Source organism: Bacteroidota bacterium, assembly GCA_018831055.1.
GTDB lineage: Bacteria > Bacteroidota > Bacteroidia > Bacteroidales > B18-G4 > M55B132.
Window position 1 is genome coordinate 34,400 of record JAHJRE010000233.1, and the last position, 25,988, is coordinate 60,387.

A 25,988-nucleotide genomic window follows, 5' to 3' on the forward strand; every position below is an offset into this window, starting at 1 on the left:
GACAATATGAACCCCGCCCGCGAGGGCACAACCTTAGATCATGATGAAGAGAAACGCATTTACCGGAGCAATCTTACTGGCGTTTGTGCTAAGTCTTATGGCAATGCCCCTTTTTGCACAGAAAAAGGTCAATGTCAAAGCAAAGGGAATGTACATTTCCCGCGACCTGACCCCGGAAGAAACCAAGAGAAAAGCCATTGAAGAAGCAAAAAGAGAAGCTCTCAACCTTGCCGGCGTTTCCGAAAGTATACAGGTAAACGACTTCCTTTACCAGTTCGAGGATAATGAAAAGTTCCAGGAGATTTTTCAGGGTTTCACCTCGACCGAAACCGGTGGGGAAGTTATGGTCAATCAGATACTAACAGAGAATAAGAGCTTTGATGAAGATGGGAACATGATCGTTGAAGTGGAAATTGATGCTACCGTTTTCAAGCACGAAGAAAAACAGGATCCTTCATTCCGCTTCAAAGTAAAAGGAATCAATGAATTCTATAATGCCGGGGATTTCATGCGCTTTGAATTTATTCCCATGAGAGATGGTTATCTGAAGATATTCAACGTTACAGAAGATAATGCATCCCTCCTGTATCCATATGCCGATCCCGTCAACCCCATCCTGAATGAAACACCCGACCAGCTTTTCCTGAAAGGAACCACTTACGACTTCCCCATCAGCGCCCTGTTCGATGAAAGAGGGTATGAACTGGAAGTCACGCAACCCGGAAAGGATAAAGAATTCAACCTGCTGATCTTTGTATTTACCAAAAGGGATTACCCGTTTATGGAAAAACCTTCGGTGAATGTTATTATGTCGTGGATCTATACTATCCCGCCGGATGAGAGGCTGGTGGAACAACACGGTTTTATCATCAGAAAAAACTGAAATCAGGCTATTTTCCTGTACCTCCAGGTTGCAAGTGTTAAAGATATGACAGCATAAATGCCCAATGCCATCAAAGGTTTTTGTATGTCAGCCATCATGGACCCTTTGAGCATAATCATACGGATTATCTCAATAAAATAGGCAATGGGGTTGGCAAGATTTATGTATTGAGCCCAGACAGGCATGCTCTGTACCGGAGTGAATAATCCGCTCATCATGATGAAGATCACCAGGAAAAACCAACTCAGAAACATAGCTTGTTGCTGAGTGTTTGTCAAAGTGGAAATCAACAAACCAAATCCCTGTATTACCAAAAGGTAAATCATGGCAACCAAAAAAATCAATCCGATACTGCCAAGGATGGGTATATTGAAAACCAATTTGGCAATGGCAAGTCCAAAAGCCAGTTCAAACAAAGCAATCAGCCAGAAAGGAAGCAGCTTACCGATAATAAGCTGATACTTTTTTATTGGGGTTACATTGATCTGCTCAATAGTGCCGATTTCCTTCTCCCTTACCAGGTTCATACTTGACAGGAACATCCCGATGATGGTGACTAAAAGCACAAGGATGCCGGGTACCATATACGTGATGTAATTCAATTCAGGATTATACCAGAATGAATAGTTAATCCGGATAGGTTCGGGATTACCTGTAAGGCCGATGCGCCCGACAATGATATTCCTATTGTAATCGAGAATGATCGATTGGGCATAGGCACTCATCAGGCTGGCCGCCGACCCGTTGATGGCATTGGTCGTCAATTGCACTGCAGCTCTTTTTTCCTTTTCCATATCCCGGGAAAAACCGGAAGGGATATGCAGTATCTGATCAGCCTTGTTTTTCTTCAGCATGTCCTCTGCCAGAGCATAAGAAAAAGTCTGATCAGATATTGTGAAGAATGGAGACCCCTGGAATTTGCCCCTGAGCTCTCTGCTTTCAGGGCTCTGATCAAGGTCGACCACAACCATGTCCACATTCCGGATCTCAAAGGTTGCGGTATATGAAAGAACCAGTAACTGTACAATAGGAACAAAGAAGATGATTGGGATCATGGTTTTATTCCTGAAAATTTGCAGGAATTCCTTCTGTAATATAAACCGTATCGTTCTCATATTTTATTCCTGAAAAAAAATTATTCCAATCTGATTTTAAATTTCCTTACCGAAAGCAGGATGAAGAAGAGCGTCATAGCCACCAGTATCAATGTTTCCTTCCACACATAAGCCAATCCGACACCTTTTAACATAATGTCTTTCACAATAATGATGAACCATTTCGAAGGCATAAGATGACTAAGCCACTGCAGGATATCGGGCATGTTCTCTATAGGGAAGATAAATCCTGAAAGTAAGATGGTTGGTAGCATCAAAGCAAACATCGACAACATCATAGCCAGTTGTTGCGTACTGGATACCGTTGAGATAAAAATACCCAATGAAAGTGCCATTATTATGAACAACAGACTCTCTGCAAGCAGTAAAACCACGCTTCCCATAACAGGCATGCCAAACACAAAGAAACCCATCAATAATATTGTAATTGCATTGACAAATGAAAGCACAACATAGGGAAGTACTTTACCCACTACAATCTGTAATGGTTTAAGGGGGGAAACCAGCAACACCTCCATGGTTCCCAATTCCTTTTCTCTGGCAATAGAAATGGAGGTCATCATGGCAGATACCAGCATAAGGATGATGGTAATGGTTCCGGGAACGAACATAAAAACGCTTTTCAACTCAGGGTTGTAAAGCATCTTAGTCTCGATGTCGATTTGCACCGGGAGGGCGGTATTGCCAAATTTTTGCATCTGATAGGTACGGATAATCCCGGAAGCATAATTTACCAGCAGGTTTGCCGTATTTGGATCAGATGCATCCGCAAGTATCTGAATTCCTGCATTATGCTCCTTCTCAAGTTTCCCGGCAAAGTCATTTTCAAATACTATTACCTGCTTGATATTCCCTTTGCGAAATTCTTCATGGATCTGGGTTTCATTTTCCAGATTCTTTTCCAGGATAAAATAGCCGGATGAGGTGATTTTATTTGTGATCTCCTGCGTTATATAATCCTTTGAATAATCCAGGACAGCAATTTTAGCATCCTTGATCTCATTGGTAATGGCAAAACCAAACAACAACACCTGCACTACCGGCATACCGAATAAAATCAGCATCGACCGGTAATCCCGGAAAATATGATAAAACTCTTTTATAATAAAACCTCTCATAAAAATAACTTTCACAAATTAAATTCATTCCAACAAACCCCCACCAGGCCATTATTCATTGTTCATTGTTCATTATTCATTGCTTATTAGCCTCTGGCCAGTTTTAAGAAAACCTCATCCATGCTTGATGCATGATATTTCTTTTTCAGCCTTTCCGGGGTATCCAGTGCTTCAATTCTTCCTGCCACCATAATAGAAACTCTTTCGCAATACTCAGCTTCATCCATATAATGGGTAGTTACGAAAACAGTGATACCGCTGTTGGCTGCCTCGTAGATCATATCCCAGAATTGCCGGCGAGTGATGGGATCAACACCGCCGGTAGGCTCATCCAGGAAAACGATACGAGGGTTATGGATAATGGCAATAGAGAATGCCAGTTTTTGCTTCCATCCAAGGGGCAAACTACTGATCACTTTATCACCTGAGGTTGTTAATCCGAGTTTTTCAAGGTAAAAATCTGTCTGCTGTCGTATCTGTTTCAGGCTCAAGCCATAGATGCCTCCATAAAAGCGGAAGTTTTCCTTTACGGTCAGATCTTCGTAAAGAGAGAACTTCTGGCTCATATATCCAATGTTCTTTTTTATCTCTTCCGTTTCACGATATACATCGAAGCCTGCCACGGTAATTTTACCGGAAGTAGGTCTTGATAACCCGCACAAAATTCGGATAGCCGTTGTTTTCCCGGCACCATTGGCACCCAGGAAACCGAAAATCTCACCTTTTTTCACAGTGAAAGTAAGGTGGTCGTTGGCTACAAAACTTCCAAACTTTTTAGTAAGGTCAACTGCTTCAATGATGGGTTCGCTATTCTTCATTTTACATCAGTGCCATAAAACAATCCTCAATAACCGGTAAAATTGAGCGGATAATAATATCCTTATGTCCTTTCTCCTGCAGGTATTTTTCCAGGAGTTCATATTCTTCTTCCTCTTTGGGAGTATAGTGGATAAATTCTCCGAAGCGGTATGCTGACAGTGTATTTGGGTACTCCCGGAGATCCTGGATTAGTTCATACATTCGGTCAGATTTTACTTCCAGTAATGGATGGTCATAGCGGCTTATGATCTCCGATGGAGTATCGATGCTAAGGATCTTACCGTTCTGAATCAGGGCGACACGGTCGCAGAGACTTGCTTCATCCATATATGGTGTAGAAACGACAATGGTGATCCCTTTCTCCTTCAACCTTCGCAGCATTTCCCAGAATTCCTTCCTGGAAACGGCATCAACACCGGTTGTAGGTTCATCCAGGAAAAGCACTTTGGGTTTATGTATCAGTGCACAGGAAAGGGCCAGTTTCTGTTTCATTCCTCCTGACAGCTTACCGGCAGGCCTTGTTTTAAAAGGCTCAATCTGCTGGTAAATATCCCTGATCAGGTCATAATTTTCCTGAATTGTGGTTTTAAAGATACTGGCAAAGAATTTAAGATTTTCCTCTACCGACAGATCCTGGTAAAGAGAAAACTTTCCGGGCATATAACCGGCGATCTTTCTGATCTCACGGTAATCATCCACTGTATCATAACCTTCAACAATGGCTTTTCCCGAATCCGGTAACAAAAGAGTAACCAGGATCCGGAACAGGGTGGATTTACCGGCTCCATCAGGGCCGATCAGCCCGAAGAGCTCACCGGGATTAATGGTGAGGGAAATATCCTGCAAGGCTTTCACCTCACCATATCCCTTGTAAAGATTTGTAATTTCAACAGAATGGTTCATGGTATCAATCAGGATATTTTTCGAGGCCTGGTGAGTTTTCAAGCCGGGTCCAAACCACTGTCCTTCCTATCCAGGAAAAACCCACATAACCTCTTACCTCAAGAGTGTTCTCGTTTTCAAGATTCATTTCACAACTGTATGTCTTACCGTTCTTAGGGTCGTAGATCTCTCCGTCTTCCCATTCCTGGTCATCGGCATCCCAGGTAAAATCACGGATAATGACCAGACCGTCCAATGGTCTGCTTTGAAGGTTTTCTTTTGGATTGTTCTTATCCAGTTTGGGTTTTCCCGTTTCCGGGTCAATGGGGTTCTTCATCCAAATGATCTTTCCGAGGAAATTTGTTCCATCGCGGTAGATTTTAATGTGCGCATCCTTGTCCTGGTTAAGCCATAATCCACATACATCGTTTTCCTGATACGTTTGTCCGAAAACCTGTGTCGATGCGAAGACTGCCAGCATCAAAGAAATGAATCCAATCTTTTTCATATGTAAAGGGTTTTGGTTAATTATTGCCCGAATGTACGAAATTAACCTCGCCGGGCATACCGATTTTCAGACTTCCATCGTTCTTCACGTCCACTTTTACGGCATAAACGAGATTTACTCTTTCCTCCTTGGTTTGAATGGTTTTAGGGGTAAACTCCGCCGACTCCGATATCCAGCTTACCGTGCCATCCAATGCCCTGTTGGAGTTCTCATCGCGATCGACCAAAACCTGCACTTTTTGTCCCAGACGAACATTGGGTAACTGAGCTCCACTGACATAAACTTTTAGTTTCAGGATGTCAAGATCAGCAATTTTATACAGTGGTTTGCCATAGCTGGCCACTTCTCCTTCTTCGGTCAGTTTTGTCAAAACAGTACCATTCAGTGGATTAACAATATAGCAATCAGAGATCATCTCCTCGACTTGCCGGATCTGCATGTCCATGGCAGCAATCTCATCGTTGATTCCCTGTTTTTGTGTTCTGGTAGCGGAGATCTGCTCCCTTACCAGGTCAGCCGCCCCGTTAATATCATCAAACTGCTTCTGCGTAGCAGCTCCCTCAGCAAAGAGTTTCTGAATTCTTTGATGATCGGTGAGTGTATTCTTCAGTTGTTGTTCCTGCACCTTGATTTGTGCATTAACATTGGCAATTCTCGAAGAAATCGAAGATCGTTGCCTTTGAAGCTGCTCTTTTCTCAAAACCAGATCCGTGGTATCAATCCAACCAATCAACTGGCCCTCTTGCAAAAGTTGTCCTTCGGAAATATCCATTTTCAGGATTGTACCCTGAGCCATAGAACTGACGATCACTTCCACGGCTTCAAAATTTCCGTAAGCGTCAGACAGGTCATTATTCCCGTTACAGGACCACAACATGACAGAGCTTGCAATGATCAGGAAGGAAAACAAGACCTTGTTTTGATATCTGAAATATGATTTCATAGAGTATGGTATTAATAATGTTAAAGATTTCCAATAGTTTCAAGATAGTTGACCCTTGAACGGATCAACTGGATATGATGGGTTTGCATGGCAATTCTGGCCTGGGTGGCATCGCTTAAACGGGTAATATAATCGGTTGACGTAATTACGCCGTTATTAAGCTGGACTGAAGCAGTAGCCACGATTTTTTCCCGTAAAACAATGATCTTCTGATCATCCCTGATCAGAGTTTCATATTTCCTTATATCGGCAAGATCATGCTTTGCAGCCACTCTGATATTGCGGTCAAAAGCTTCTTTTTGTGTATCCAGGATACCGGTCTGAATGTCAAGTACCTGCTTTTCCTTTTTATTTTTGTTCCAGTTCCAGAGTTCCCAGCTCATTCGTGCACCAACGATATAAAAGTCGTCGAAATCATTATTCAGGAAATTCAGGGCAGGTCGTCCGTATCCTACCTGTCCGAATCCTGAAAAACGCGGGGTCCATTTTGCCGTAATTACCCTTTTGGAGGCATCAATACGGTTTTTCTGAAGGTCAAAAAGGGTAATCTCCGGCCTGAGGTTTTGAAATTCCGGAGTATGGATTCCCGGATTTGGCAAGTTTAACGTAATGTCATCCGCCAATTCAACCGCCATCAACTCTCCCAGAGCCTCCACAGACGCCCTTCGGGTTTCTCTTACCTCGGTTATCTGTTGCTCAACTTTTAACTGTTCGGCAAGCAAAACATCCTTTTCTGATTCGAGCACTACACCAAACTTTACCGCGCTCTCCAATTCCTTGATCTTCTCCCCGATCTTATCTTTCATTACATGCAGAAGTTTTTCGTTCTCCTGAAGCAGCAGTATGTTGAAATAAACATCCGAAACATTACACTTCAATGAATAAAGATCTACGGTGATTTTTTGCTTGTCTATTTCCATATTCAACGATTCAATCACTTTTTGCCTCGCTGTGATCCCCCCGTCGTAAATCATTTGGTAAACATCCAACGATATCTTGTATTGATCCTTTGATAAGTCAGGAGTCTCCGGCTGCGTGGGAGTAATGGTCACGTCGATGGGAGGAGGTAACACGATATCCGGAATTATCACCTCCACCTTGGTAACATCCGACTGATACGAAGCCTGTCCGTTCATTTGAACCTGTGGCAGATACTGGGTATTAAGTGAACGTATCTGGATATCCTTCCTGGAATCCAATAATGCATATTGCTTTGTAAGTGGGTAATTCTTAACAGCCAGATCGTGACAGACATCCAGGGTTAGAGTGTCCGGGACCTGGGCATTGCCGGTGATGGCAAGCAATAGACCTGCAATATATAATAACGATTTCATTTCTTTTTAATGGATTGGTTAATGAATTTCGGGACTTCCGATTTTCTTTCCTGAAGGAATTTTGAGTAAGCATTTTCATTACCGCCAAATAAAACCCTCATAAGCAATGGTTTGGCTGCAAAAGGGAAAATACATAAACCGATCAGGTTTACCAATAACTGTCGGGGATCAATCTCCCGGATGTTTCCCTTGTCAATTTCATCCTTAATCGCCTTCACCATAAATTCGGGTTTGACACCGGTATCAAGCACTGCATCTGCAAGACTCTGTGGATTGGTTGTAATCTCCCTGAGGACAAATGCAGGCATCTGGGGATTTTGTATCATCATTTCAATGTAATGCCCGGCAAAATCCTCGATCTTTTCAAATATTGGCTTATCGGAAAGAAAAATCTCTCCGAATTTTGGAGTAAACAATTTGAACATCTCCAGGAAAACTTTTCTGAAAAGCTTATCCTTACTCCGGTAATAATAATGAAGCAATGACTTGTTGATCCCTGCTTCATCGGCAATATCCTGCATGGTCGCCCCGTCAAAACCCTTTTCCATAAAGACCTTCCTCGCGGCGTCCAGAATGATTTGCTCTCTGTTGTGTTCCTGTGCTGTCATTTGACCATTTGATTTAACTCTTCGATTTAACTATTTGATTTAACCATTTAGTTTAACCAAGCGGTCAAATTTACGACAATTAAAATGGGTTTGTCAAGTTTTTTTTAAAAAAAATTTTTAGTCCGCTGTATCCTTTTGTACATTTGCCTTTCCTAATAGCTAATTCATGAGAACAAAATCATTTTTTCAATTATCAGGGCTTGTGGCTTTGTTACTGCTTATAATTTCAGGATGTGGGAGCAACATAAAAAGTGAATTGGTGGGGACATGGAAGGTTGCAGACGTCATCACGGATATTGATACTGCTTCAATCCGACCGGAAGCTCTCGAAAGTGTACTGGAGAATTATCGTTCAGTACATTTTGAATTTTATGAAAACAATTCTATGAGCATAGTCACTTCCGGTAACTCTTATTCGGGCGGGTGGTTATATGATGATTCGGAAAGGATGATAAAGATTCGTTTCGACAACAGCTCCAATCCCGAATACTCACCCCTTGGCATCCTGGAAGATGGCCGGATCACCAATATTAATAACACCGGAATTGGCGTAATTACGGTGATTTACGAAAAAGCTGAATTGCAGGAATAAGCTATTAAAAGCAATTGCTTATTTTTCAATGGGTTTACCTGTAAACTTCAATGTATTGAAGATAGCTTCCAGTTGGCGGATGAAATTCCTTTTCATACCGTTGGGATTATAAACATAACCATCTAGAGTAATAATGGTTTCATTGTTGGGATCAACGAACGTATAGCTTAAGAAAGGTCCTCCCATAAAATCGTTCACTACCATCCACAGGCCTCGGGTCTCGGCAGCATAGCCCGTAATATATTCTTGAGTAGTCATTGTTTTCGGTAAGATAAATTTTCGAGATACAACCATATATGATCCCTCTGAAGGACCTGGCACATATAACATGGTCACGGAATCTCTTCTTTCAATGATCTTATCCGGGTTAAAGGCCGACGTATCCGTATAAGGTTGTTCATAAATAATGATCCCCATATGTATATCTTCTTTCACTTTATGAACCGATTGCTGCAGCCATAAAAAACCATCAGCATCTTTCATAATACTGAACCCTCCTGGAATATCGAGTGAAAATCCGAATTTATCCATCAGTAACTCTTTAAGCCGGATACTTTTGGCCATATCAAAATACTGAATGGTACGTTGAGTTTCCAGGTCGCTGAATAGTTTCAGGAAAACATCACGATACTGATGGAAGGTAGAATTAAACCAGTCCATGTCTTTGACCGTCATTTTAATAACCTGTTGAGGAGAAGTCCAAACATCCTTTTTCATTTCAACCACAGGTTCATTCACAGATGGATCGACAGTAATGATCAATACGCTGTGCAATTTTTTAAAAGTCTTGTTAAAATCTCCCGATGATACGTTTAACAGGTTATACAAAGGTTCCGGCTGAGGAAGTCCGGGCATTTCCTTCTCGAAGAAAGCTCGTATGGTATCTCCTAAAGCTCCTTCCCATTGTTGGCGTGTATCTGTAACAACGAGTATCTCATTTGTCTTCCCGGTTGATCGGTCTTTACCCTGCTTTTCGTTCATGCAGGATGTCATGGTAAACCCCAAAGCCATGGTTAGCAATAAAGCCAACGAAATTCGGTTCCTGGACTTCATAATTAGAATATTTTAAGATTGAATATCGCTAAGATATTTATTTTTTTCAGGATTGCCTGACTGCAACTTTGATTTTCTGCCCTACTTTCAGTTTTTTGGCATTGGTGATATTGTTCAATTGCTTTATCTGGGTTACAGTAACACCGTCGTATTGTTTAGCGATCTCCCAGAGGGTATCTCCCTTTTTAACCGTATGGTAAACATATTGCTTTCCTCCTGTAGATGCAGAGGCTGTTGGTCGGCTCACCCTAAGTTTTTGGTTTGGATAGATTGTACTGTTTTTAAGATTGTTCCATGATTGCAAGTCCTGGGTTGTACAATGATATTTCTTAGCTATAAGTCCGAGGTTCTCCCCTGATCTTACAACATGGTAATCACTGGATTTTGGTTTGGTTTCGGAGACTTCCTGGGCTGATGCATAGGTTACCGAAGGATTATAGGGAGCCGAAGGATAAACAATCAATTTTTGACCGGGATAAATGGTTGTTCCCCTGAGATTGTTCCATGACTGAATCTGACTGATATATACATGATATTTTCGGGCAATGAGTCCGAGATTTTCACCAGATCTAACTGTATGCATGGTCCTTTCCTGAGCTTTCTTAATTTCAGCCAACAGTTTTTCCTTTTCTATGCCTTTTTTTGTTTTATAAGCATATACTGCTTTTTCGTTATTAATAAAATCACCAATGTATTCTTTAGGAAGCCGCAGGGAATATGATTTATCTTCAGACAAGGGGATAACTCCTTTTGTAAAAGCAGGATTAAGGAATCTGAGGTCTTCCATTGGCACACCGATCAGTTCATTGACCTGATCGAAAGCCAGAACATCTTTAACCCTGATCGTATCCGTGCCATGGTAAAGTATACCGGGGTCAACGGGATACAGGTTGTGTTCAGGGGCATAATTCATAATGTATGTAACTGCAATAAAGGCCGGCACATACCCTCTGGTTTCACGCGGCAGATATGGCCATATAGCCCAATAACTTTTAGTACCACCGGCTCTCCGAATTGCCTTGTTCACATTTCCCGCTCCTGAATTGTAGGCAGCCATAACCAGCGACCAGTTTTCGTAAATGTCGTATAAGTCTCTGAGGTGCTGGCATGCAGCAACGGTAGCCAATTCCGGGTCAAACCTTTCATCAACGTATGAAGTGACTTTTAATCCGTACACTTTTCCTGTACCATACATAAACTGCCACAAGCCTTTGGCTCCCACTCGTGACCCGGCTGTCGGATTCAAAGCAGATTCTACAACGGCAAGGTATTTTAGCTCCAGTGGCAACCCATAACGGTCCAATTGTTCCTCTATCATGGGAAAATATAGTTCTGCCAGACCAAGCATCCTGGAAGTCAGCTCCCTCTTTTTAACCGCATATAAATCAATATAGTTTTTTACCTGTTGATTGTAAACCAGTTCTATGGGTGTTTTTTGATTCAGCAACGCAATTCTTTGCCTGTAAATTGAATCAGGATAGGCAGGGATCTCATTGGCTGTAAAACCGTAAATATTGAGTTGCTGTGTGTCGGTTGTAAAAGGATGATTCTGAAAATATTTTATATGTATCAGGGTATCCAGCATACCAATGATTGGAGAATCTTTGATCAGCAATTGCCCGTTTTCATTTGTATCAATAACAAAAGCCTGGGTATCGGGAGCAAAAAGAGGACTGTATATGGTATCGGAAACCATCAGCGTGTCGTCCTGTGGTACATATGCCCGTGAAAAAAAAGGCAATAAGATAATAAGCAGTAATAGAACACCGGGGAGTCTGAAACTTGTCATATACAGTGTATTTGGGCTTTTCAATTAACAGAAATCCTGTGTAAAAATTGTTACGTACATAAAAAAATCCGCTTGATACAAAATGTATACGGATAAACAATCAGGAGGAAAAATTACGGCTTTTCAATTTTTTTGGTATCGGTGCCACTATCCTTATCCTTTTCCTCATCTTCACCGGAAAGTCCTTTTTTAAATTCCCTGGCACCTTTACCTATCCCTTTCATAAGCTCGGGAATTTTCTTTCCCCCAAACAGGAGGAGGACAATAGCGACGATCAGTACTATCTGCCATGGGCCGATCATGCCCAAAAGTATAAAAAGGTTCATGTGTTAATTTCTTTATCAGGTTGAATTGTACAAAGATAGTATTTTCAATTACAATTTTAATTTATTTTTGTACAATCCAGACTGGCAAAATAGTATTCATAAATGATACCTGAAGCATGAAACGCAATTATTTACTACTTCTAACTGTATTCTTCTTACTGATCCAATCGTCGATATCAGGGCAGAACACTTCATTGACCCACCATATGACTCCTGAAGAGGAGTTAATTAAGGACCAGATAGACCGTGATTTTTATCCAACTCTTCCACCGGCGGGTCCTGTCCGGATGGTTGCCGAATTTGAGCACATGCAGGCCGTTTTGATCCGGTATCCGTTTGGCATCCCCATGTCGTTGATAAAAGAAATGTCTGAAGATTGCACCGTGTTGACCGTTGTTGCCAATCAGTCGCAGGAAAACACAGTCAGGGGCCAATACCAGTCGGCAGGGGTAAACATGAACCACGTTGAGTTCATGCATGCATCCACAGATTCTTACTGGACAAGGGATTACGGTCCATGGTTCGTGGTCAATGGGAACAATGAAATAGGTGTTTGCAACTTCCCATATAACCGTCCAAGGCCCAACGATAATGATATTCCTATTGAGGTTGCCGAGTATTATGATATTGAGCTTTACGGAATGGAACTTATCAGCACCGGCGGCAATTATATGTGCGATGGAATGGGAATTGCTGCTTCGTCTGATCTGGTAATAGAAGAGAATCCCCAGCTGACTCTAACACAGATCAACGGCAAGGTATTGAATTATCTCGGTGTTCATACATACCATATAATACTTGATCCTTTGGGCGAATACATCAAACATATTGACTGCTGGGGTAAATTCCTTGATATTGACAAAGTACTTATCGGACAGGTTCCCAGCAGCGATCCCCGATATTCGGATTTCGAATATGTAGCGGATTATTTTGAGCAGAGTATCAGTTCTTACGGCACTCCGTATGAAGTATTCAGGGTATTTACTCCGGGGAACGGGCAAACCACTCCCTACACCAACTCCCTCATTCTGAATAAAAAAGTATTCGTTCCCATCACAGGCAGCACACACGACCAGGCAGCACTGGATGTTTACGAAGACGCCATGCCGGGTTATGAAGTGATTGGTGTAACTGATGGGGGCTATGGCTGGGAAAACACCGATGCTCTGCATTGCCGTACCAAAGGTGTTGCCGATCTGGGTATGCTGTACATTCGTCATTACCCGCTTTATGGGCAAATCCCCCAGTATGATTCATTTGAAATCACCGCAGAAATCATCCCTTACAGCGATGAACCGCTCTATTCAGACTCACTGAAAGTATTTTACCGTGTCAATGGAGGCTTCTACAACTCCGTACCTCTATTTCATCAGGATGATTTAACCTATTCCGGGTTCATTCCAACCCAACCTACAGGCTCCAAAATATCTTATTACCTATATGCCGCTGATGAATCAGGGAGAAATAAGAAACATCCTTATATCGGTGCAGCAGATCCCCATGTGTTCTTTGTCGGAAACCCGCTTCCTGAACTGACGGTAACACCGGATTCGTTGATCTATACCGATTATATGCAATGCATCGATGGTCAGATTGCCATGGCTATTAACGAAAGCGATTCCGATATCTATATCACAAACATCAACAATGAAGGATGGGATCCGTTCTTTTGGTGGATAGATCCCTTCCAGGTAAGTTTTCCTTATCTGATGGAACCTGGAGATACCCTGTCGCTCAATGTACAGATCGGTATCCCACTCGATATGATGCCGGGCTTCCTTCAGGATACATTGTTTGTTGAAACCGAAATGAAAACTCATCAGGTATTCATACTTGTAGATAGTATACTGGTTTCAGGACTTAATGAAAAGCACATTACAAACAATGGCATCAACCTGAATATATATCCCAATCCTGTAACATCACAAACACAGGTTTCTTTCACTATTAATGAAACCTCAGACGTACAGGTAACCTTATTTTCTTCGGAAGCTAAGATACTGGAGATTCATTCACTTGGAAATCTGAAACCCGGTGACTATACATTCCCATGGAATAAGTTATTTACCGGAAATTATCCTGATAATGGCATATATCTTCTCAGGATAGAAACGAATAATCATTTGGAAACGCGTAAGATTATCCAGCTGAATTAGTTGAGGAATCTCCCTCAATAGCTCTTTTCAGATCTTCAGGTTTAAAGGGTTTGCTGATAAAGTCATCCATACCGGCTTTATAGCATGATTCTGCTTCTTTGGATAATACGTTAGCAGTCAGGGCAATAATCTTTACACGCGATCTATCGGGATTTTCTTTTTCAAACTCTCTGATTTTGACCGTGGCCTCGAGACCATCCATCTCAGGCATCTGAATATCCATCAGGATGACGTCAAAATGCTTTTCCTTATATTTTTCGAGTGCGATCAAACCGTTACCGGCAACTTCAACATCATGCCCGAGCGAGTTAAGGTTGATTTGTGTAACTTTTTGGTTGATAGGGTTATCTTCGGCAAGTAAAATAGTAAACCTCGAAGTTTTATTTGTTTTTTCTTCAGGAATATTTTGGACCTTTTGACTTACAGGCACTTTCACCGCTTGTTCAGTCTTTATTGTATTCTGGATCTCTACCAGCTCATTTTTATTACCGGTCTCCAGTTCAACAATAAACCAGAAAGTAGAGCCTTTAGCCAGGATGCTTTCCACGCCGATCTGTCCTCCCATCCGTTGTATCAGTCCTTTTGCAATGGTTAAACCAAGCCCTGTTCCTCCATAAGTCCGGCTTATGTTTGAATCTCCCTGGGAATACTCTTTGAAGAGTTTTTCTGACTGCTCTTCAGCAATACCGATACCGGTATCAATAACCTCGAATTTGATCCTCAGGGTATTTTTATTTTCTGAGATCAGGAAAACATTGATTTTCACTTCACCTTCCAACGTAAATTTCAGTGCATTTGAAACAAAGTTGGAGAGGATTTGCCCAAGTCTGAAATCATCTCCTTTAACAATATCAGGGACATTATTACCAATGTTATATTGAAAGCCTATTCCTTTTTCGTTCGCAATGATCTTGTTCACAGCAACGATTTCGCGAATGAAACTCCTTAATGAGAAAGTGCGCATTGATAATTCAATACGACCAGATTCTATTTTGGAAAAATCAAGGATCTCATTGACAATGCTCAGAAGGCTGTTGGCAGAGGTTTTAATTATTCCCAGCAATTCCATTTGTTTGTCGTTCAATCCTGAATCCGCGCAAATATCTACGGTACTAATGATTCCACCGAGGGGCGTCCGGATTTCATGGCTCATTTTAGCCAGAAACTCTGTTTTCGATTTCGTAGCTTTTTCGGCAATTTCTCTGGCAATGATCAATTCGGTTTCAGCTTTTTTCTGTTCAGAAATATCTCTAACGATGGCCAGAACGAAAGTCTTTTCTTCAAGCGTTACTGTACTAAGAGATACTTCGGCATCAAAACGGGCCCCATTCTTTTTATTATGAAGCCAATAAAAGCGCTGGGGTTCACCCTGGATAGCCTTTTCTATGAGGTTCGCAGCTTTTAGCACACTGGGAGTTCCATCGGGTTGGAATTCGGGGGAAAAGGTCCCGGGGGATTTACTTACAATATCTTCCCGTTCACATTCGAAAATCTCCAGGGTCTTGTCGTTACAATCAATGAAGATTTCATGATCCATCAGGAATATAGCATCATTGGCTTTGGAAAACAAAGATTTGTACTTTTCTTCACTGATGGCAAGGTTTTTCAAAGTCCTGTTAAGTATTTGGCTACGTTCCTTCAGGAGGGCATTAGCTCTTTTCTGATTCCTGTTCCACCAGAAAAGCATAAAACTAAATACCAGGAGCAGTATAGAAATAATAACGGCAAATATCACTACCAGTCTCTCCATGCGGTTTTCCTTTTCAAGGGCACTCATATCTTCCTCAAAACGAACTGAAGCCTGCTTGAATTCAGTCTCTGCAATGGCATTGGAAAAATTCCTGCTAAAAATAGAATCTTTCACCTGGGAATACTTTTTATAGAACTCCATTGATTTGTTCTCATCGCCGGCAGCCGTGTAAATATTCGACAAGAGGAGATAAGCAGCCTCCTTAACCGTAAGCAGATCAAATTCCATGGCTATGTTGAGGGCATTCCTTGCATAAGCAAGTCCTTCAATCAGATCATGGTCCATGAACTTGACATCGCCAATATAAATCAAAGTATTTGCTATATCGAGAACTGATTCAGACTTTTTAAACAGGATAAGGGCCTGCTGATAGTTCTTGAGGGCTTTGTCGTAAAACCCTTCACGGTAATGAAGGTTTCCCAGATAATTACTGGTATGGGCTTCTAACCAGTAATCATTATAACGGTGGAATACCCTAAGACAAAGATTAAATAGTTCAAGGGCATGTTCCGGTTCGCCTTTCTTTTCGGCGAGTAAGCCCAGATAAGTATGGGAATGGGCGATCAGAACAGAGTCCTTTTTACGTTGTCTGAGTTCTAGTGCCTTTATAAAATATTCCTCGGCAAGATTGTATTCGTTAAGGGCAAGATAGGTCTGGCCAAGGTTATTGTATGTAATAGCAAGGTCATCATCCTTCTCCTCCACAATGAAAGCTTTGGCAGCCCGCTGGTAATTACGGATTGCAAGATCATAGATTTCCTGGGTATGGTATACATAACCAATATCATTATAATTATGGGCAACCCTGTTGTTATCTTTATATCGCTCACAAATGGAAATCGATTTGGAGTAGTTATCGAGAGCATTCCCATACTTACCCTGATCGAAATAAATATTCGCCAGGATGTTATATGACTCGGCAACATCAAGGTTCTCTTCATCCAGCCCTTTTACTTCCAGGGAGGTTTTTATAAACCCGGCAGCTTTCCTGGGATCCGGTCTTCTGTATGCAATTGCAAGTTTGTTGAGTGCTCTGATACGATCCAGGGGAGATACCGAAGCCTGAAATATCGATTCAAGCTTTTCCCTTTCCGGCTTATCGCTTATGTATTCCTCAAGATAGGGGACAGATTCCTGGGATATTGATTTCAAAGGAAAGACAACTGCCCATATGCTCAATAACAGGAAGCAGGAAAACAAACCCGGTATTTTAATTAAAAAACCCAAATTCAGCGTAATAAAAGTTTGTGAAACCGGCTTGGAGGTTTCATAAGTTATAAGATCAAGAAACTTATACGGACAATCCCGGATAAAGTTTACCACGGCAAAATTATAAATTTACCATTAACAATAATAAAAAAAGCACAGGATAAATCCTGTGCCAAATACAAGTATTAACCAAAATCAAATGGTGGGATTATTTTTAGCGGTTTTTGTTTCCCATTTTCCGGAACAAAGTTCACTTATTTCAGGAGCCTCACTGTTAAGAGGAGTTTAATTTATTGTAATGTATAAGTAAATAAGAACGAATATTCGTTTTCTCACGTCAAATACGGAAGGATACTACGTGTAAACAACGATTGTTAATAAAAAATTATACTGATTTTGGGTCATATGGATTGCTTCTCAATTCAAAATTGCTTATTTTAGTGCCGTCATAAGATTTGAGATTGAATTACGCTAAAAATTGTTCATTATGCCGGGTCTTATAAAAGATGAAATCTACTCAGCCAAACAACTTCGACAGTTTGGATTGAGAAAAAGCCAGATTTCAAATATTGATATGGATGTTTACCGCAAGGGTAATAAAGTGTATTTTTTCGAAATGCTGGATCAAAATGCCCTGAGGTTATTCACCATAATCAGTAATAAATCGTTTTATTTAAAATAGCTGGTAATCAGGGAAAAAAAATCACCCACAAAATTGCGGGTGATTTTTAATATCTTTTTTAATGGATTAGTGGCATTTTAGCACTGTTGTAATCTGATATTTAGCAGCTTCCAGGTTAGGACCCTGCGTTACTTTTTTATAATTTTCACAGGCTTTATCATTCTTTCCTAATCCTTCGTATGCCTTTCCGGCTTCAAAAAAGAAATTGGAGGCATCTTCTTTTTCCATCCCAATACCTGCTTCAGCAGCCTGAATGGCTTTATCATACTGATTAAGACTGTTATGGGCTACAGCCAGGTAATAATAAGCCATTGGATCCTTATCGTCATAAGCAAATCCTGTGTTAACAATCTCAATAACTTTGTTATAATCCTGCTTTTTGGCAGCATCAACGGCATTTGCCAGATAAAACTTAGAAACAACTGATTTTGCTTTAACCACATCTTCATTATCATTGCCACCGATTTCGATCAGTTTATCCATTGCAGCTTTCATATTCGTTTCGTCATCGTTCTTCGAATAGGCATAAACCAGGTAATAATAATAATCGGTATCGGGATTATATCCGATGGCTTTATTCAGGAAATCAATGGATGCGTTGAAATCCTTTTCTTTCAGCGCAAGTTTACCTTTATATGAAAAAACGCTGCCCAGCATCTTGTTTGCTTTTTGCATTCCATCTGTATCCCCAGTGGTTTCGGCATAATTATATGATTCTGAAAGGAAAACGATAGCGTTATCCGGGTCCTTTGATTTATAAGCATCTATACCTTTACTCAGGAAAAGGTTGGAAAGCTGGGTTTGTGATTTCATTTTAAGGTCATCGCCCTCCGGCCCCAATTGACTTGCAATGCCAATGCATTTCTTGTATGCTTCAATTGCCTGATCATTTTGTTGGTCTTTTTGTAACTGAATGGCTTCATTAAAAGCCGTTCCTGCATCGTTCAGGCTCTGGCCAAAAGAAAACCATACCACTCCGACGAATAATGCAGAAAAAATAACTCGCAAATACTTCATAATGTAAATTTTAGATTAAACTGTTAAATTTTGGTATGCAAATGTAAAAATATTCAATGAGTATAGGGAATGATTAGAGTACGGTTGCATGCTGCAAGTAGCAAGTCACATAGCAGCCGAAAACTATTTTTTAATATCTCCCTATGCAGATAAATATGTATCAAACTAAAAATGTCAAAATAAGCAACGCTTTTACGTTCATTTTGTTGCAACATGTATCGCTGCAATTCCTCCCATAAGGGGTATACTTTTAACATTTGAAAAACCAACATTCTTTAAAAGCTGTTCAACCTCCTTCGGGTGATAGTAATTCAAGGCCGAATGGGCCAGATAATGATAAGCAGATTGATGACCGGATAATTTTCCACCAAACTTGTCGACAACAAGCTTTAGGTAATTTCTAAAAACCCAGATCATCAATGGATTTCGGGGTTGGCTGCTTTCTGTGATCACAAAACGTCCACCATTACGCAATACTCTGTAAACCTCGGCTACTGCTTTTTCTCCCAGTGGATTTTTAAAGGTCAGGTTCCTGAAGGCAAATGCGATTCCGATACTATCAAAAGATTCATCAAGAAAAGGCATCTCGGAAGCATCTCCATGAACAAATTCAATCCGGTCACCGAATTTTTTATTTTTTGCTTTCTCAGCAGCTATTTCAAGCATGTTCTCGCTGAAATCAAGAGCAGTGATTTTAGTATGTTTATTGGCTTTACCGGCCAATCTGACGGCCAGATCGCCGGTACCGGTACACAGATCCATCACTGCCCCCGGATCATCCTGCAGGCAAAAACGGGTTGCCTTCTTTCTCCAAATCTCATCAAATCGTAAGGTTAACAAACGATTCATGAAATCATACCTGCGTGGGATGCTGTTGAACATCCTGTACAAGGGTCTGCCTTCCCCAGGATTTCTCTTATCCTGCTGAAAAGCTCTGCTATCCTTCATTTTCATTATTCGATGAAGATTCTTCCTGTTCCTGGTCACCGGCAGGTTTTCGGGGTCGCATCTGGGGGAAAAACAACACATCCTGGATGGAAGGTGAGTTGGTCATGATCATAGCCAACCGGTCAATTCCAATTCCGAGGCCGGCCGTGGGAGGCATGCCAAACTCCAGTGCCCTGAGGAAATCCTCATCCAGCAGCATGGATTCCTTGTCTCCTCTTTTTCCTAATTCAAGCTGATCTTCAAATCTTTTTCTTTGGTCAATCGGGTCGTTCAACTCCGAAAAGGCATTACAAATCTCCTTTCCGTTGCAAATAGCCTCGAATCGCTCTACCAGTCCTTCGGAAGATCTGTGCTTCTTTGCCAGTGGAGACATCTCAACCGGATAGTCGGTAATAAAGGTAGGTTGAATCAGGAATGGCTCAACTTTCTCCCCAAAGATCTCATCAATAATCTTACCCTTGGCCATGGAAGGATCTGTTTCCACTCCAAGTTTTGAGGCAGTCATCCGCAATTCCTCCTCATTCATCCTGGAAATATCAATACCTGTAAAGGATTGAATCGCTTCATACATGGTAAAACGCTTCCATGGCCGCTTGAAATCAATCACATGTTCACCGGTAACGATGTTTGTCGACCCATGGATATCGAGTGCAATCTTTTCCACCATTTCTTCCACCAGGTCCATCATCCAGGAATAATCCTTATAGGCTACGTACAGCTCCATCTGGGTAAATTCAGGATTATGGAAGCGATCCATACCTTCATTCCTGAAATCTTTGGCAAACTCAAAAACACCATCATATCCTCCAACGATAAGACGTTTCAGGTAAAGCTCGTTGGCTATCCTCAGGTACAGGGTCATATCAAGAGTATTATGGTGAGTCTTGAAAGGCCTGGCGGCAGCACCCCCGTATAATGGCTGCAAAACAGGTGTTTCAACCTCCAGATATCCCTTTCCTTCCAGGAAATTCCTCATGGAACGGATAAGCTGTGAACGTTTCATGAAAGTATCTTTCACCTCCGGGTTTACGATCAGGTCGACATAGCGTTGCCTGTATCTCTGCTCCGGATCGCGGAAAGCATCATATACTTTATCATCCGTTTCCTTAACTACCGGTAAAGGTCGCAGCGACTTGGCCAGCAGTTTCATCTCCTTTACATGGATGGTGATCTCTCCCATTTTAGTGATAAAAACATATCCCCGTAACCCTATTATATCACCAATATCCAACAATCTTTTAAAGACAGTATTATACAATGTTTTATCCTCGCCGGGACAGATATCATCCCGTTTCACATAAATCTGAATTCTGCCGGTCTGATCCTGGATCTCAGCAAAAGAAGCAGCGCCCATAACCCGGCGACTCATTATTCTTCCTGCAATGCTAACATCCTGGAATAAAGATTGATCTGCGGGAAACCTCTCCAGAATATCTCTGGAAGTGCAATTAACTTCAAAAGTATCTGCCGGGTAAGGATTAACACCCAGATCGATCAGTTCCTGTAAAGCATTTCTCCTAATCTGTTCCTGTTCACTCAGTTTGATCATTATCTTGAAAATTTTTGCAAAGATAATAAATGCATCGAGCGATTGGCAGTAGGGGTTATTATTGACAGATTCACGGGTTGACTTTTCAGGATTAAGTTAATTTTGCAAAAAAATATGGTTTGAGTGATGGAAGAAAAAAGGAAACGGACCAAACCCGACTGGCTTAAGATCAAAGTACCTGCGGGCAAAGAGTATCTTCAGGTAAAAGAGATCGTGAACCGTCATAAATTGCATACGATCTGCACCAGCGGACAATGTCCGAACATGTGTGATTGCTGGGGGCGGGGAACCGCAACCCTTATGATACTCGGAGATGTCTGCACCCGTTCGTGTAAATTCTGTGCGGTAAAGACGGGGAAACCAGCCCCTGCCGACTGGGATGAGCCAAGGAGGGTTGCTGAATCGGTGAAGCTGATGAAGCTCAAACATTGTGTTTTAACTTCCGTTGACCGTGACGATTTGCCTGACGGAGGTGCAGCTATCTGGGCCGCTACCATACGTGCCATCAGGAAAGTAAGTCCGGGTACTACCCTTGAAACGCTAATACCCGACTTCAGGGGAAATAAACATGATCTTCAAACAGTTATTGACGCAGCGCCCGAGGTCATTTCCCATAACCTGGAAACAGTACGCAGGCTTACTCCCCAGGTACGATCGGTAGCTGATTACAACACAAGTCTGGAAGTGATACGATTTATTGCTCAGTCAGGGATACGGGCAAAATCAGGTATTATGGCCGGTTTGGGAGAAACAGAAGAAGAAATTCTGAAAACCATGGATGATCTTTTGGAAGTTGGTTGTGAAGTATTCACCCTCGGACAATACCTTCAACCTACCCATGAACACCTTCCTGTATCGGAATATTTGACTCCTGAAAAATTTGACTTCTACCGGATCAAAGGACTGGAAAAAGGATTCCGTTTCGTCGAAAGCAGCCCATTAGTCCGCTCCTCCTACCACGCCGAAAAACACATCCCCTAACCCCCTAACCCTAAACCCCTAACCCTAAACCCTAAACCCTAAACCCTAAACCCTCGTAACCCATAACTCATAACCCTCCCCTCTCCCCTCTCACCTCTCACCTCTCACCTCTCCCTTCTCCCTTCTCCCTTCTCCCTTCTCCCCTCTCCCCTCTCCCCTCTAATAAACCACCTTCTCCTCCCCCGAACCCGGCAAAACGTACTTTTCCGGTTCTTCCCCGATCAGCCTTCTCCTCCACTCTTCCGGATAACCTGTTTCCTGGGGCCTTCCTTTATCATCCTTCACATAGCCATCGTTGTATTTCGTAATCAGGAAGACTGCCAGCTCAGTCCAACGGTCCATAAGGTAAGCAGCTCTTGTACCGGTGATACCGGTCAGATAGCTCAAGGCTTCACCTTTACCGGTTTTAAGCAAAGCAAGAGCTTTTTCATCGGAATCCTGTAATTCATCGATGAACATTTTTTCCGTTTCCTGTTGAATAGATTTCATATCGGCAGCCATATACGAATACTTAAGATTGGCATAATTGGAAACGAGGTTAAAAAGCCACCAGGCATTATCCATGGAAAACCGTTGAAAGTTCCCGTTCCGGTATGGTTCCGGGATTTCTGTGACAGAGTTATAAACAGGAAGATAGCAAGTCCAGAAAGTATCATCAAAGCCGAACCAGAGCACTCCTCCCACCTCATCGGGGAGCCAGGAGCGGCATTGGGCAACCATCGACCAGCAGGTGTTATAGGTCGAGACCGGTCTTTCCCAGGCGCATTCAATGCTATCTACTTGCCAGGCCAGGGGCCGCCAATGGTTGGGGTTCCCAAAGGGCCCGGCCTGCAGGCCTTTTGTCATATCAAAGGGAGTACCTTCATAATGATCGCGGATGACAGCGAACACGTCTTCAATATCGAGTTTCTGATCCGGTTTTATCCAAAGCGGGTATCTCTGTGCACCTTCAACCCCGCGATGATAGTCGGGTGAAAGGTTCAACGATGGGGCCACTCTCCGGTACATGCTCCAGACGCGGGTCTCGCTATACCGGAGTTTTTCGGCGGAAGCGGGGCAATAGACCTCATTAAAGCGAAAAGGCCGGCCGGAGGAAGGGTCATAATATCCACGACGGATGGCAAAGGAAATAACATTGGGGGAATACAGGCAATTCTCAGAGTCATCCAACGGGAACTCGCCTATCCTGGCATTATTGGCATGAGCGCAAACCATTCCATCGGGAATGCGCATAGCAACGTAAATCGCGCTATCTCCACCATCACCTGTTCCAATAATTTCCATGATCCAGGCCTCTTCAGGATCTATTACGGATATTGACTCACCCTCGGTACCATAGCCATATTCATTTACCAGGTCAATCATAACCTGAACAGCTTCACGGGCTGTTTTAGCCCGTTGCAGTGCAAGCGCCATCATATCCCCGTACCGCAGAAACCTCGAATGGTTGTATAACTCCTCCCTTCCTGTGAAAGTAGTCTCCCCGATGGCCACCTGGAACTCATTCATATGAAAACCCAGGGTTGCATAAGTATGTTCAGGCTGGGCAATAAACCCGTTCATGGGGATATGACCGTGGCCTGCATCTACCCTGGAGCCAGGTTTATGATCCATAGCAGGAACAGTATAAAGGTTATAAAGATATTCGGCGTCGTTGGTATAAGCCAGGAAAGTGCTGCCTGTGCGGGAAGCCCCTTTGGTTACAATAAAATTTGTACATGAAAAACCCTGGTAAACCACGACCAGGAAGAACCATAAGAATAGATATTTCATTTGATTAAGCGGTTTTATTATGAATATAAGGCTCGTTCCGGATACATTGCCGGCTATTGGTAATTCAAAACTTCCAGGATGTTGCGGCTAAAGATCTTCCCTACCGGATATTTGTTCATCTTCCAGTCCCAGTATGGTGTTTTGCTATAAAACCAGTTCAATTGGAGCCATTGATTTTGGGCAAAATTCTTGTTATCCTGTTTCCACTTTTCGAACTCCTCCTTCAAATCCGGGTCATTTGCGAGCATTTCCCTTGCCATGACTTCCATCACATATGTTTCACTATACTCTTTCTGTTCGAAGATTGCATCAAAGAAACCCCAGTATAAGTATGAATCCGGAGCACGTGGTTCCAGGATATTGGCTATCACACGGGCTGTGCGCTGGTTCATATCAATTACAACTGAACCGGCAGGAAAGATTCTTTTTTCAATAATGATTTCGCTTTCAAATTCCTGGAGGGGATGTCGACCTTCATAAGGGTTCCTGCTCCATTGGGGAGCAGTAAACCGGTATGAGGAGACCTCTATTTCTGTAGCAGAAGCCAATAAACGGTAATCAATACCATGCAGAGGCAAACGCTGTATAATCTCCGTCCATTCGGGGGGGATGATATAAGCTTCCGGTAGGATGGCTTTATGAGTAATCACGGGTTTATTGAACCAGGGTAATGTGAAAATTTCCGGTTTTCCTGAATATTTAAACCAGTTTCCACCGGTAAGATCGCTTGTTTCCATTGTATATTCCACTCCCCGAAACTCTACCATGGAGCTGTCATTCTCATCGTGATGAAATCTCAGGGCAAACGTATCTTTCCTGAATTCGGGGGAGGAAACAAACTCATCTGCTTTCATTAACAGGTCTTTCAGGATATTACCATTTTCATTGAGGTAAACGGAAGTAAGTCTCATAAAATGGTAATTTGCTTCCACACGAAGGCGATGAGGTTTTAACATATGAGTCTCGATAAGCAGGCCTGGCCGGTTCTGGATAGCGGAATAACCCTGGGAGAGCCTGGGTGGTGCAGCTTCCGACACCAAACCGCTACGGGGATCGTGCCAGCGGCGAAAGCTCACGTACGGGAAAACAGGATAACCCGAATCATCCATTTCACTGACAATGCAGGGAAGATATTCATCACGCTGCCAAGCGGTTAATCCTTCATCCATATTTCCGAAGATTTCCATCATATACGTTGCAACATATTCATAATCGGCACCATCGGTAGCATGGCAATCAATAAAGAAATCAGGTAACCAATAATTGAACATTTTCAGCCAGCTCTGCATTTCCGGTGCATCAGCCTTCAGGAAATCTCTGTTCAGGTTTAGGTTTTGGGCATTTGCCCTCCATCCCATCTCTTTAGGGCCATTCTGATTGATCCTGTTAAAGGGGCCAAAGCGCGCCAGTCCATCCACATTAAAAGCCGGAATAACAATCATGGATATGTTCTCAAGCAAACCCGGCAGTTTTCCTGTCAGTGTAACATCGCGAACAAACATCAGAGCGGCATCGGTACCATCTGCCTCACCGGGGTGAATTCCTGCTTCAATTAAAAGGATTATCCTTCCCGTATTTTTAATTTCAAAGGGATTACTCAATCCATCCTTATCAACAATGAGCAATGGCAGTTGCCGGCCCTGGGGACTCACACCAAAAGTCTGATACGTGATTTGAGGGGATTTCTCTGCGAGAAGTTCACTATAACGAATTACCTCTTCATAATCCGCAGTTTCTAAGTATCCTGATTTTTCGTAATGGGTCAGTAAATCCGTTTCCTGGGAAAAACCAAATAAGCAAGCCCAGATTAACATCAGGCTAAGGAACATTTTCATACAAATAGTTTTGGGATAAAGATAGAAAGAAAATAAAAAATAGGGAGGGAATGAGAAAGAGTTGCTGGGGGCTGGGGGCTGGGAGCTGGGTACTGGGGGCTGGGTACTGGGGGCTGGG

Annotated in this window: 22 protein-coding genes; 5 read left to right on the plus strand and 17 right to left on the minus strand. The window is 42.3% G+C overall.

Annotated elements, in window-relative coordinates:
- The first annotated feature begins 40 nt into the window (after positions 1–40).
- A complete protein-coding gene (locus tag KKA81_15615; GenBank protein ID MBU2652355.1) occupies positions 41–883 on the plus strand; it encodes a hypothetical protein in 843 nt (280 codons plus the stop codon).
- Positions 884–885: 2 nt separating this feature from the next.
- Here KKA81_15615 and KKA81_15620 read toward each other — a convergent pair whose 3' ends face one another.
- The 8 genes from KKA81_15620 to KKA81_15655 form a co-directional block, all read right to left on the minus strand.
- Entirely contained in the window at positions 886–1,998 is a 1,113-nt protein-coding gene (locus tag KKA81_15620; GenBank protein MBU2652356.1) for an ABC transporter permease, read from the minus strand.
- Positions 1,999–2,018: 20 nt separating this feature from the next.
- On the minus strand, positions 2,019–3,116 hold the full coding sequence (locus tag KKA81_15625) for an ABC transporter permease (protein ID MBU2652357.1): 1,098 nt from the start codon (positions 3,114–3,116) through the stop codon (positions 2,019–2,021).
- 86 nt (positions 3,117–3,202) lie between these two features.
- The gene (locus KKA81_15630; protein MBU2652358.1) at positions 3,203–3,934 is read right to left on the minus strand and encodes an ABC transporter ATP-binding protein; all 732 of its coding nucleotides are present in this window, start codon (positions 3,932–3,934) and stop codon (positions 3,203–3,205) included.
- A 1-nt stretch (position 3,935) separates the two neighbouring features.
- The gene (locus KKA81_15635; GenBank protein MBU2652359.1) at positions 3,936–4,838 is read right to left on the minus strand and encodes an ABC transporter ATP-binding protein; all 903 of its coding nucleotides are present in this window, start codon (positions 4,836–4,838) and stop codon (positions 3,936–3,938) included.
- 4 nt (positions 4,839–4,842) lie between these two features.
- Complete coding sequence (locus tag KKA81_15640; protein MBU2652360.1) at positions 4,843–5,325, minus strand: DUF2147 domain-containing protein; 483 nt, start codon at positions 5,323–5,325, stop codon at positions 4,843–4,845.
- Between the two features lie 16 nt (positions 5,326–5,341).
- Positions 5,342–6,268 (minus strand): HlyD family efflux transporter periplasmic adaptor subunit, encoded by a 927-nt coding sequence (locus tag KKA81_15645; GenBank protein ID MBU2652361.1) that lies wholly within the window; start codon positions 6,266–6,268, stop codon positions 5,342–5,344.
- A 20-nt stretch (positions 6,269–6,288) separates the two neighbouring features.
- Complete coding sequence (locus KKA81_15650) at positions 6,289–7,602, minus strand: TolC family protein (GenBank protein MBU2652362.1); 1,314 nt, start codon at positions 7,600–7,602, stop codon at positions 6,289–6,291.
- Complete coding sequence (locus KKA81_15655; protein ID MBU2652363.1) at positions 7,599–8,210, minus strand: TetR/AcrR family transcriptional regulator; 612 nt, start codon at positions 8,208–8,210, stop codon at positions 7,599–7,601. The genes KKA81_15650 and KKA81_15655 overlap by 4 nt, the downstream gene beginning before the upstream one ends.
- A 166-nt stretch (positions 8,211–8,376) precedes the next feature.
- Between KKA81_15655 and KKA81_15660 the strand changes: the two genes are divergently transcribed.
- Positions 8,377–8,802 (plus strand): hypothetical protein, encoded by a 426-nt coding sequence (locus KKA81_15660; protein ID MBU2652364.1) that lies wholly within the window; start codon positions 8,377–8,379, stop codon positions 8,800–8,802.
- Between the two features lie 18 nt (positions 8,803–8,820).
- Here KKA81_15660 and KKA81_15665 read toward each other — a convergent pair whose 3' ends face one another.
- From KKA81_15665 to KKA81_15675, 3 genes are all read right to left on the minus strand, one after another.
- Positions 8,821–9,855 carry a DUF4837 family protein gene (locus tag KKA81_15665; GenBank protein ID MBU2652365.1) on the minus strand — a complete coding sequence of 345 codons (1,035 nt, stop codon included), beginning with the start codon at positions 9,853–9,855 and terminating at the stop codon, positions 8,821–8,823.
- Between the two features lie 46 nt (positions 9,856–9,901).
- The gene (locus tag KKA81_15670; GenBank protein MBU2652366.1) at positions 9,902–11,644 is read right to left on the minus strand and encodes a LysM peptidoglycan-binding domain-containing protein; all 1,743 of its coding nucleotides are present in this window, start codon (positions 11,642–11,644) and stop codon (positions 9,902–9,904) included.
- A gap of 113 nt (positions 11,645–11,757) precedes the next feature.
- The gene (locus KKA81_15675; GenBank protein MBU2652367.1) at positions 11,758–11,970 is read right to left on the minus strand and encodes a twin-arginine translocase TatA/TatE family subunit; all 213 of its coding nucleotides are present in this window, start codon (positions 11,968–11,970) and stop codon (positions 11,758–11,760) included.
- Positions 11,971–12,086: 116 nt separating this feature from the next.
- Here KKA81_15675 and KKA81_15680 point away from each other — a divergent pair, with 116 nt between their 5' ends.
- On the plus strand, positions 12,087–14,126 hold the full coding sequence (locus KKA81_15680; protein MBU2652368.1) for an agmatine deiminase family protein: 2,040 nt from the start codon (positions 12,087–12,089) through the stop codon (positions 14,124–14,126).
- Here KKA81_15680 and KKA81_15685 read toward each other — a convergent pair.
- Positions 14,110–17,199, minus strand: coding sequence for a tetratricopeptide repeat protein (locus KKA81_15685; protein MBU2652369.1), 3,090 nt, complete (start codon positions 17,197–17,199; stop codon positions 14,110–14,112). The genes KKA81_15680 and KKA81_15685 overlap by 17 nt on opposite strands.
- Positions 17,200–17,572: 373 nt before the next feature.
- Here KKA81_15685 and KKA81_15690 point away from each other — a divergent pair, with 373 nt between their 5' ends.
- Positions 17,573–17,767 (plus strand): hypothetical protein, encoded by a 195-nt coding sequence (locus KKA81_15690; protein MBU2652370.1) that lies wholly within the window; start codon positions 17,573–17,575, stop codon positions 17,765–17,767.
- A gap of 66 nt (positions 17,768–17,833) precedes the next feature.
- Here KKA81_15690 and KKA81_15695 read toward each other — a convergent pair whose 3' ends face one another.
- The 3 genes from KKA81_15695 to lysS form a co-directional block, all read right to left on the minus strand.
- Entirely contained in the window at positions 17,834–18,784 is a 951-nt protein-coding gene (locus KKA81_15695) for a tetratricopeptide repeat protein (GenBank protein MBU2652371.1), read from the minus strand.
- Positions 18,785–18,982: 198 nt separating this feature from the next.
- Positions 18,983–19,732, minus strand: a complete 750-nt coding sequence (locus tag KKA81_15700) for a ubiquinone/menaquinone biosynthesis methyltransferase (GenBank protein ID MBU2652372.1) — start codon at positions 19,730–19,732, stop codon at positions 18,983–18,985.
- The gene (gene lysS / locus KKA81_15705; protein MBU2652373.1) at positions 19,722–21,281 is read right to left on the minus strand and encodes a lysine--tRNA ligase; all 1,560 of its coding nucleotides are present in this window, start codon (positions 21,279–21,281) and stop codon (positions 19,722–19,724) included. Before lysS ends, KKA81_15700 begins: the two co-directional genes overlap by 11 nt.
- Before the next feature lie 126 nt (positions 21,282–21,407).
- Here lysS and lipA point away from each other — a divergent pair, with 126 nt between their 5' ends.
- A complete protein-coding gene (lipA, locus tag KKA81_15710) occupies positions 21,408–22,262 on the plus strand; it encodes a lipoyl synthase (GenBank protein MBU2652374.1) in 855 nt (284 codons plus the stop codon).
- A 159-nt stretch (positions 22,263–22,421) separates the two neighbouring features.
- On the opposite strand, the gene KKA81_15715 is transcribed toward lipA, so the two are convergent.
- Both KKA81_15715 and KKA81_15720 read right to left on the minus strand, forming a co-directional pair.
- On the minus strand, positions 22,422–24,035 hold the full coding sequence (locus KKA81_15715) for a C69 family dipeptidase (protein MBU2652375.1): 1,614 nt from the start codon (positions 24,033–24,035) through the stop codon (positions 22,422–22,424).
- A 53-nt stretch (positions 24,036–24,088) separates the two neighbouring features.
- The gene (locus tag KKA81_15720; protein ID MBU2652376.1) at positions 24,089–25,870 is read right to left on the minus strand and encodes a M14 family metallopeptidase; all 1,782 of its coding nucleotides are present in this window, start codon (positions 25,868–25,870) and stop codon (positions 24,089–24,091) included.
- Positions 25,871–25,988: the final 118 nt, after the last annotated feature.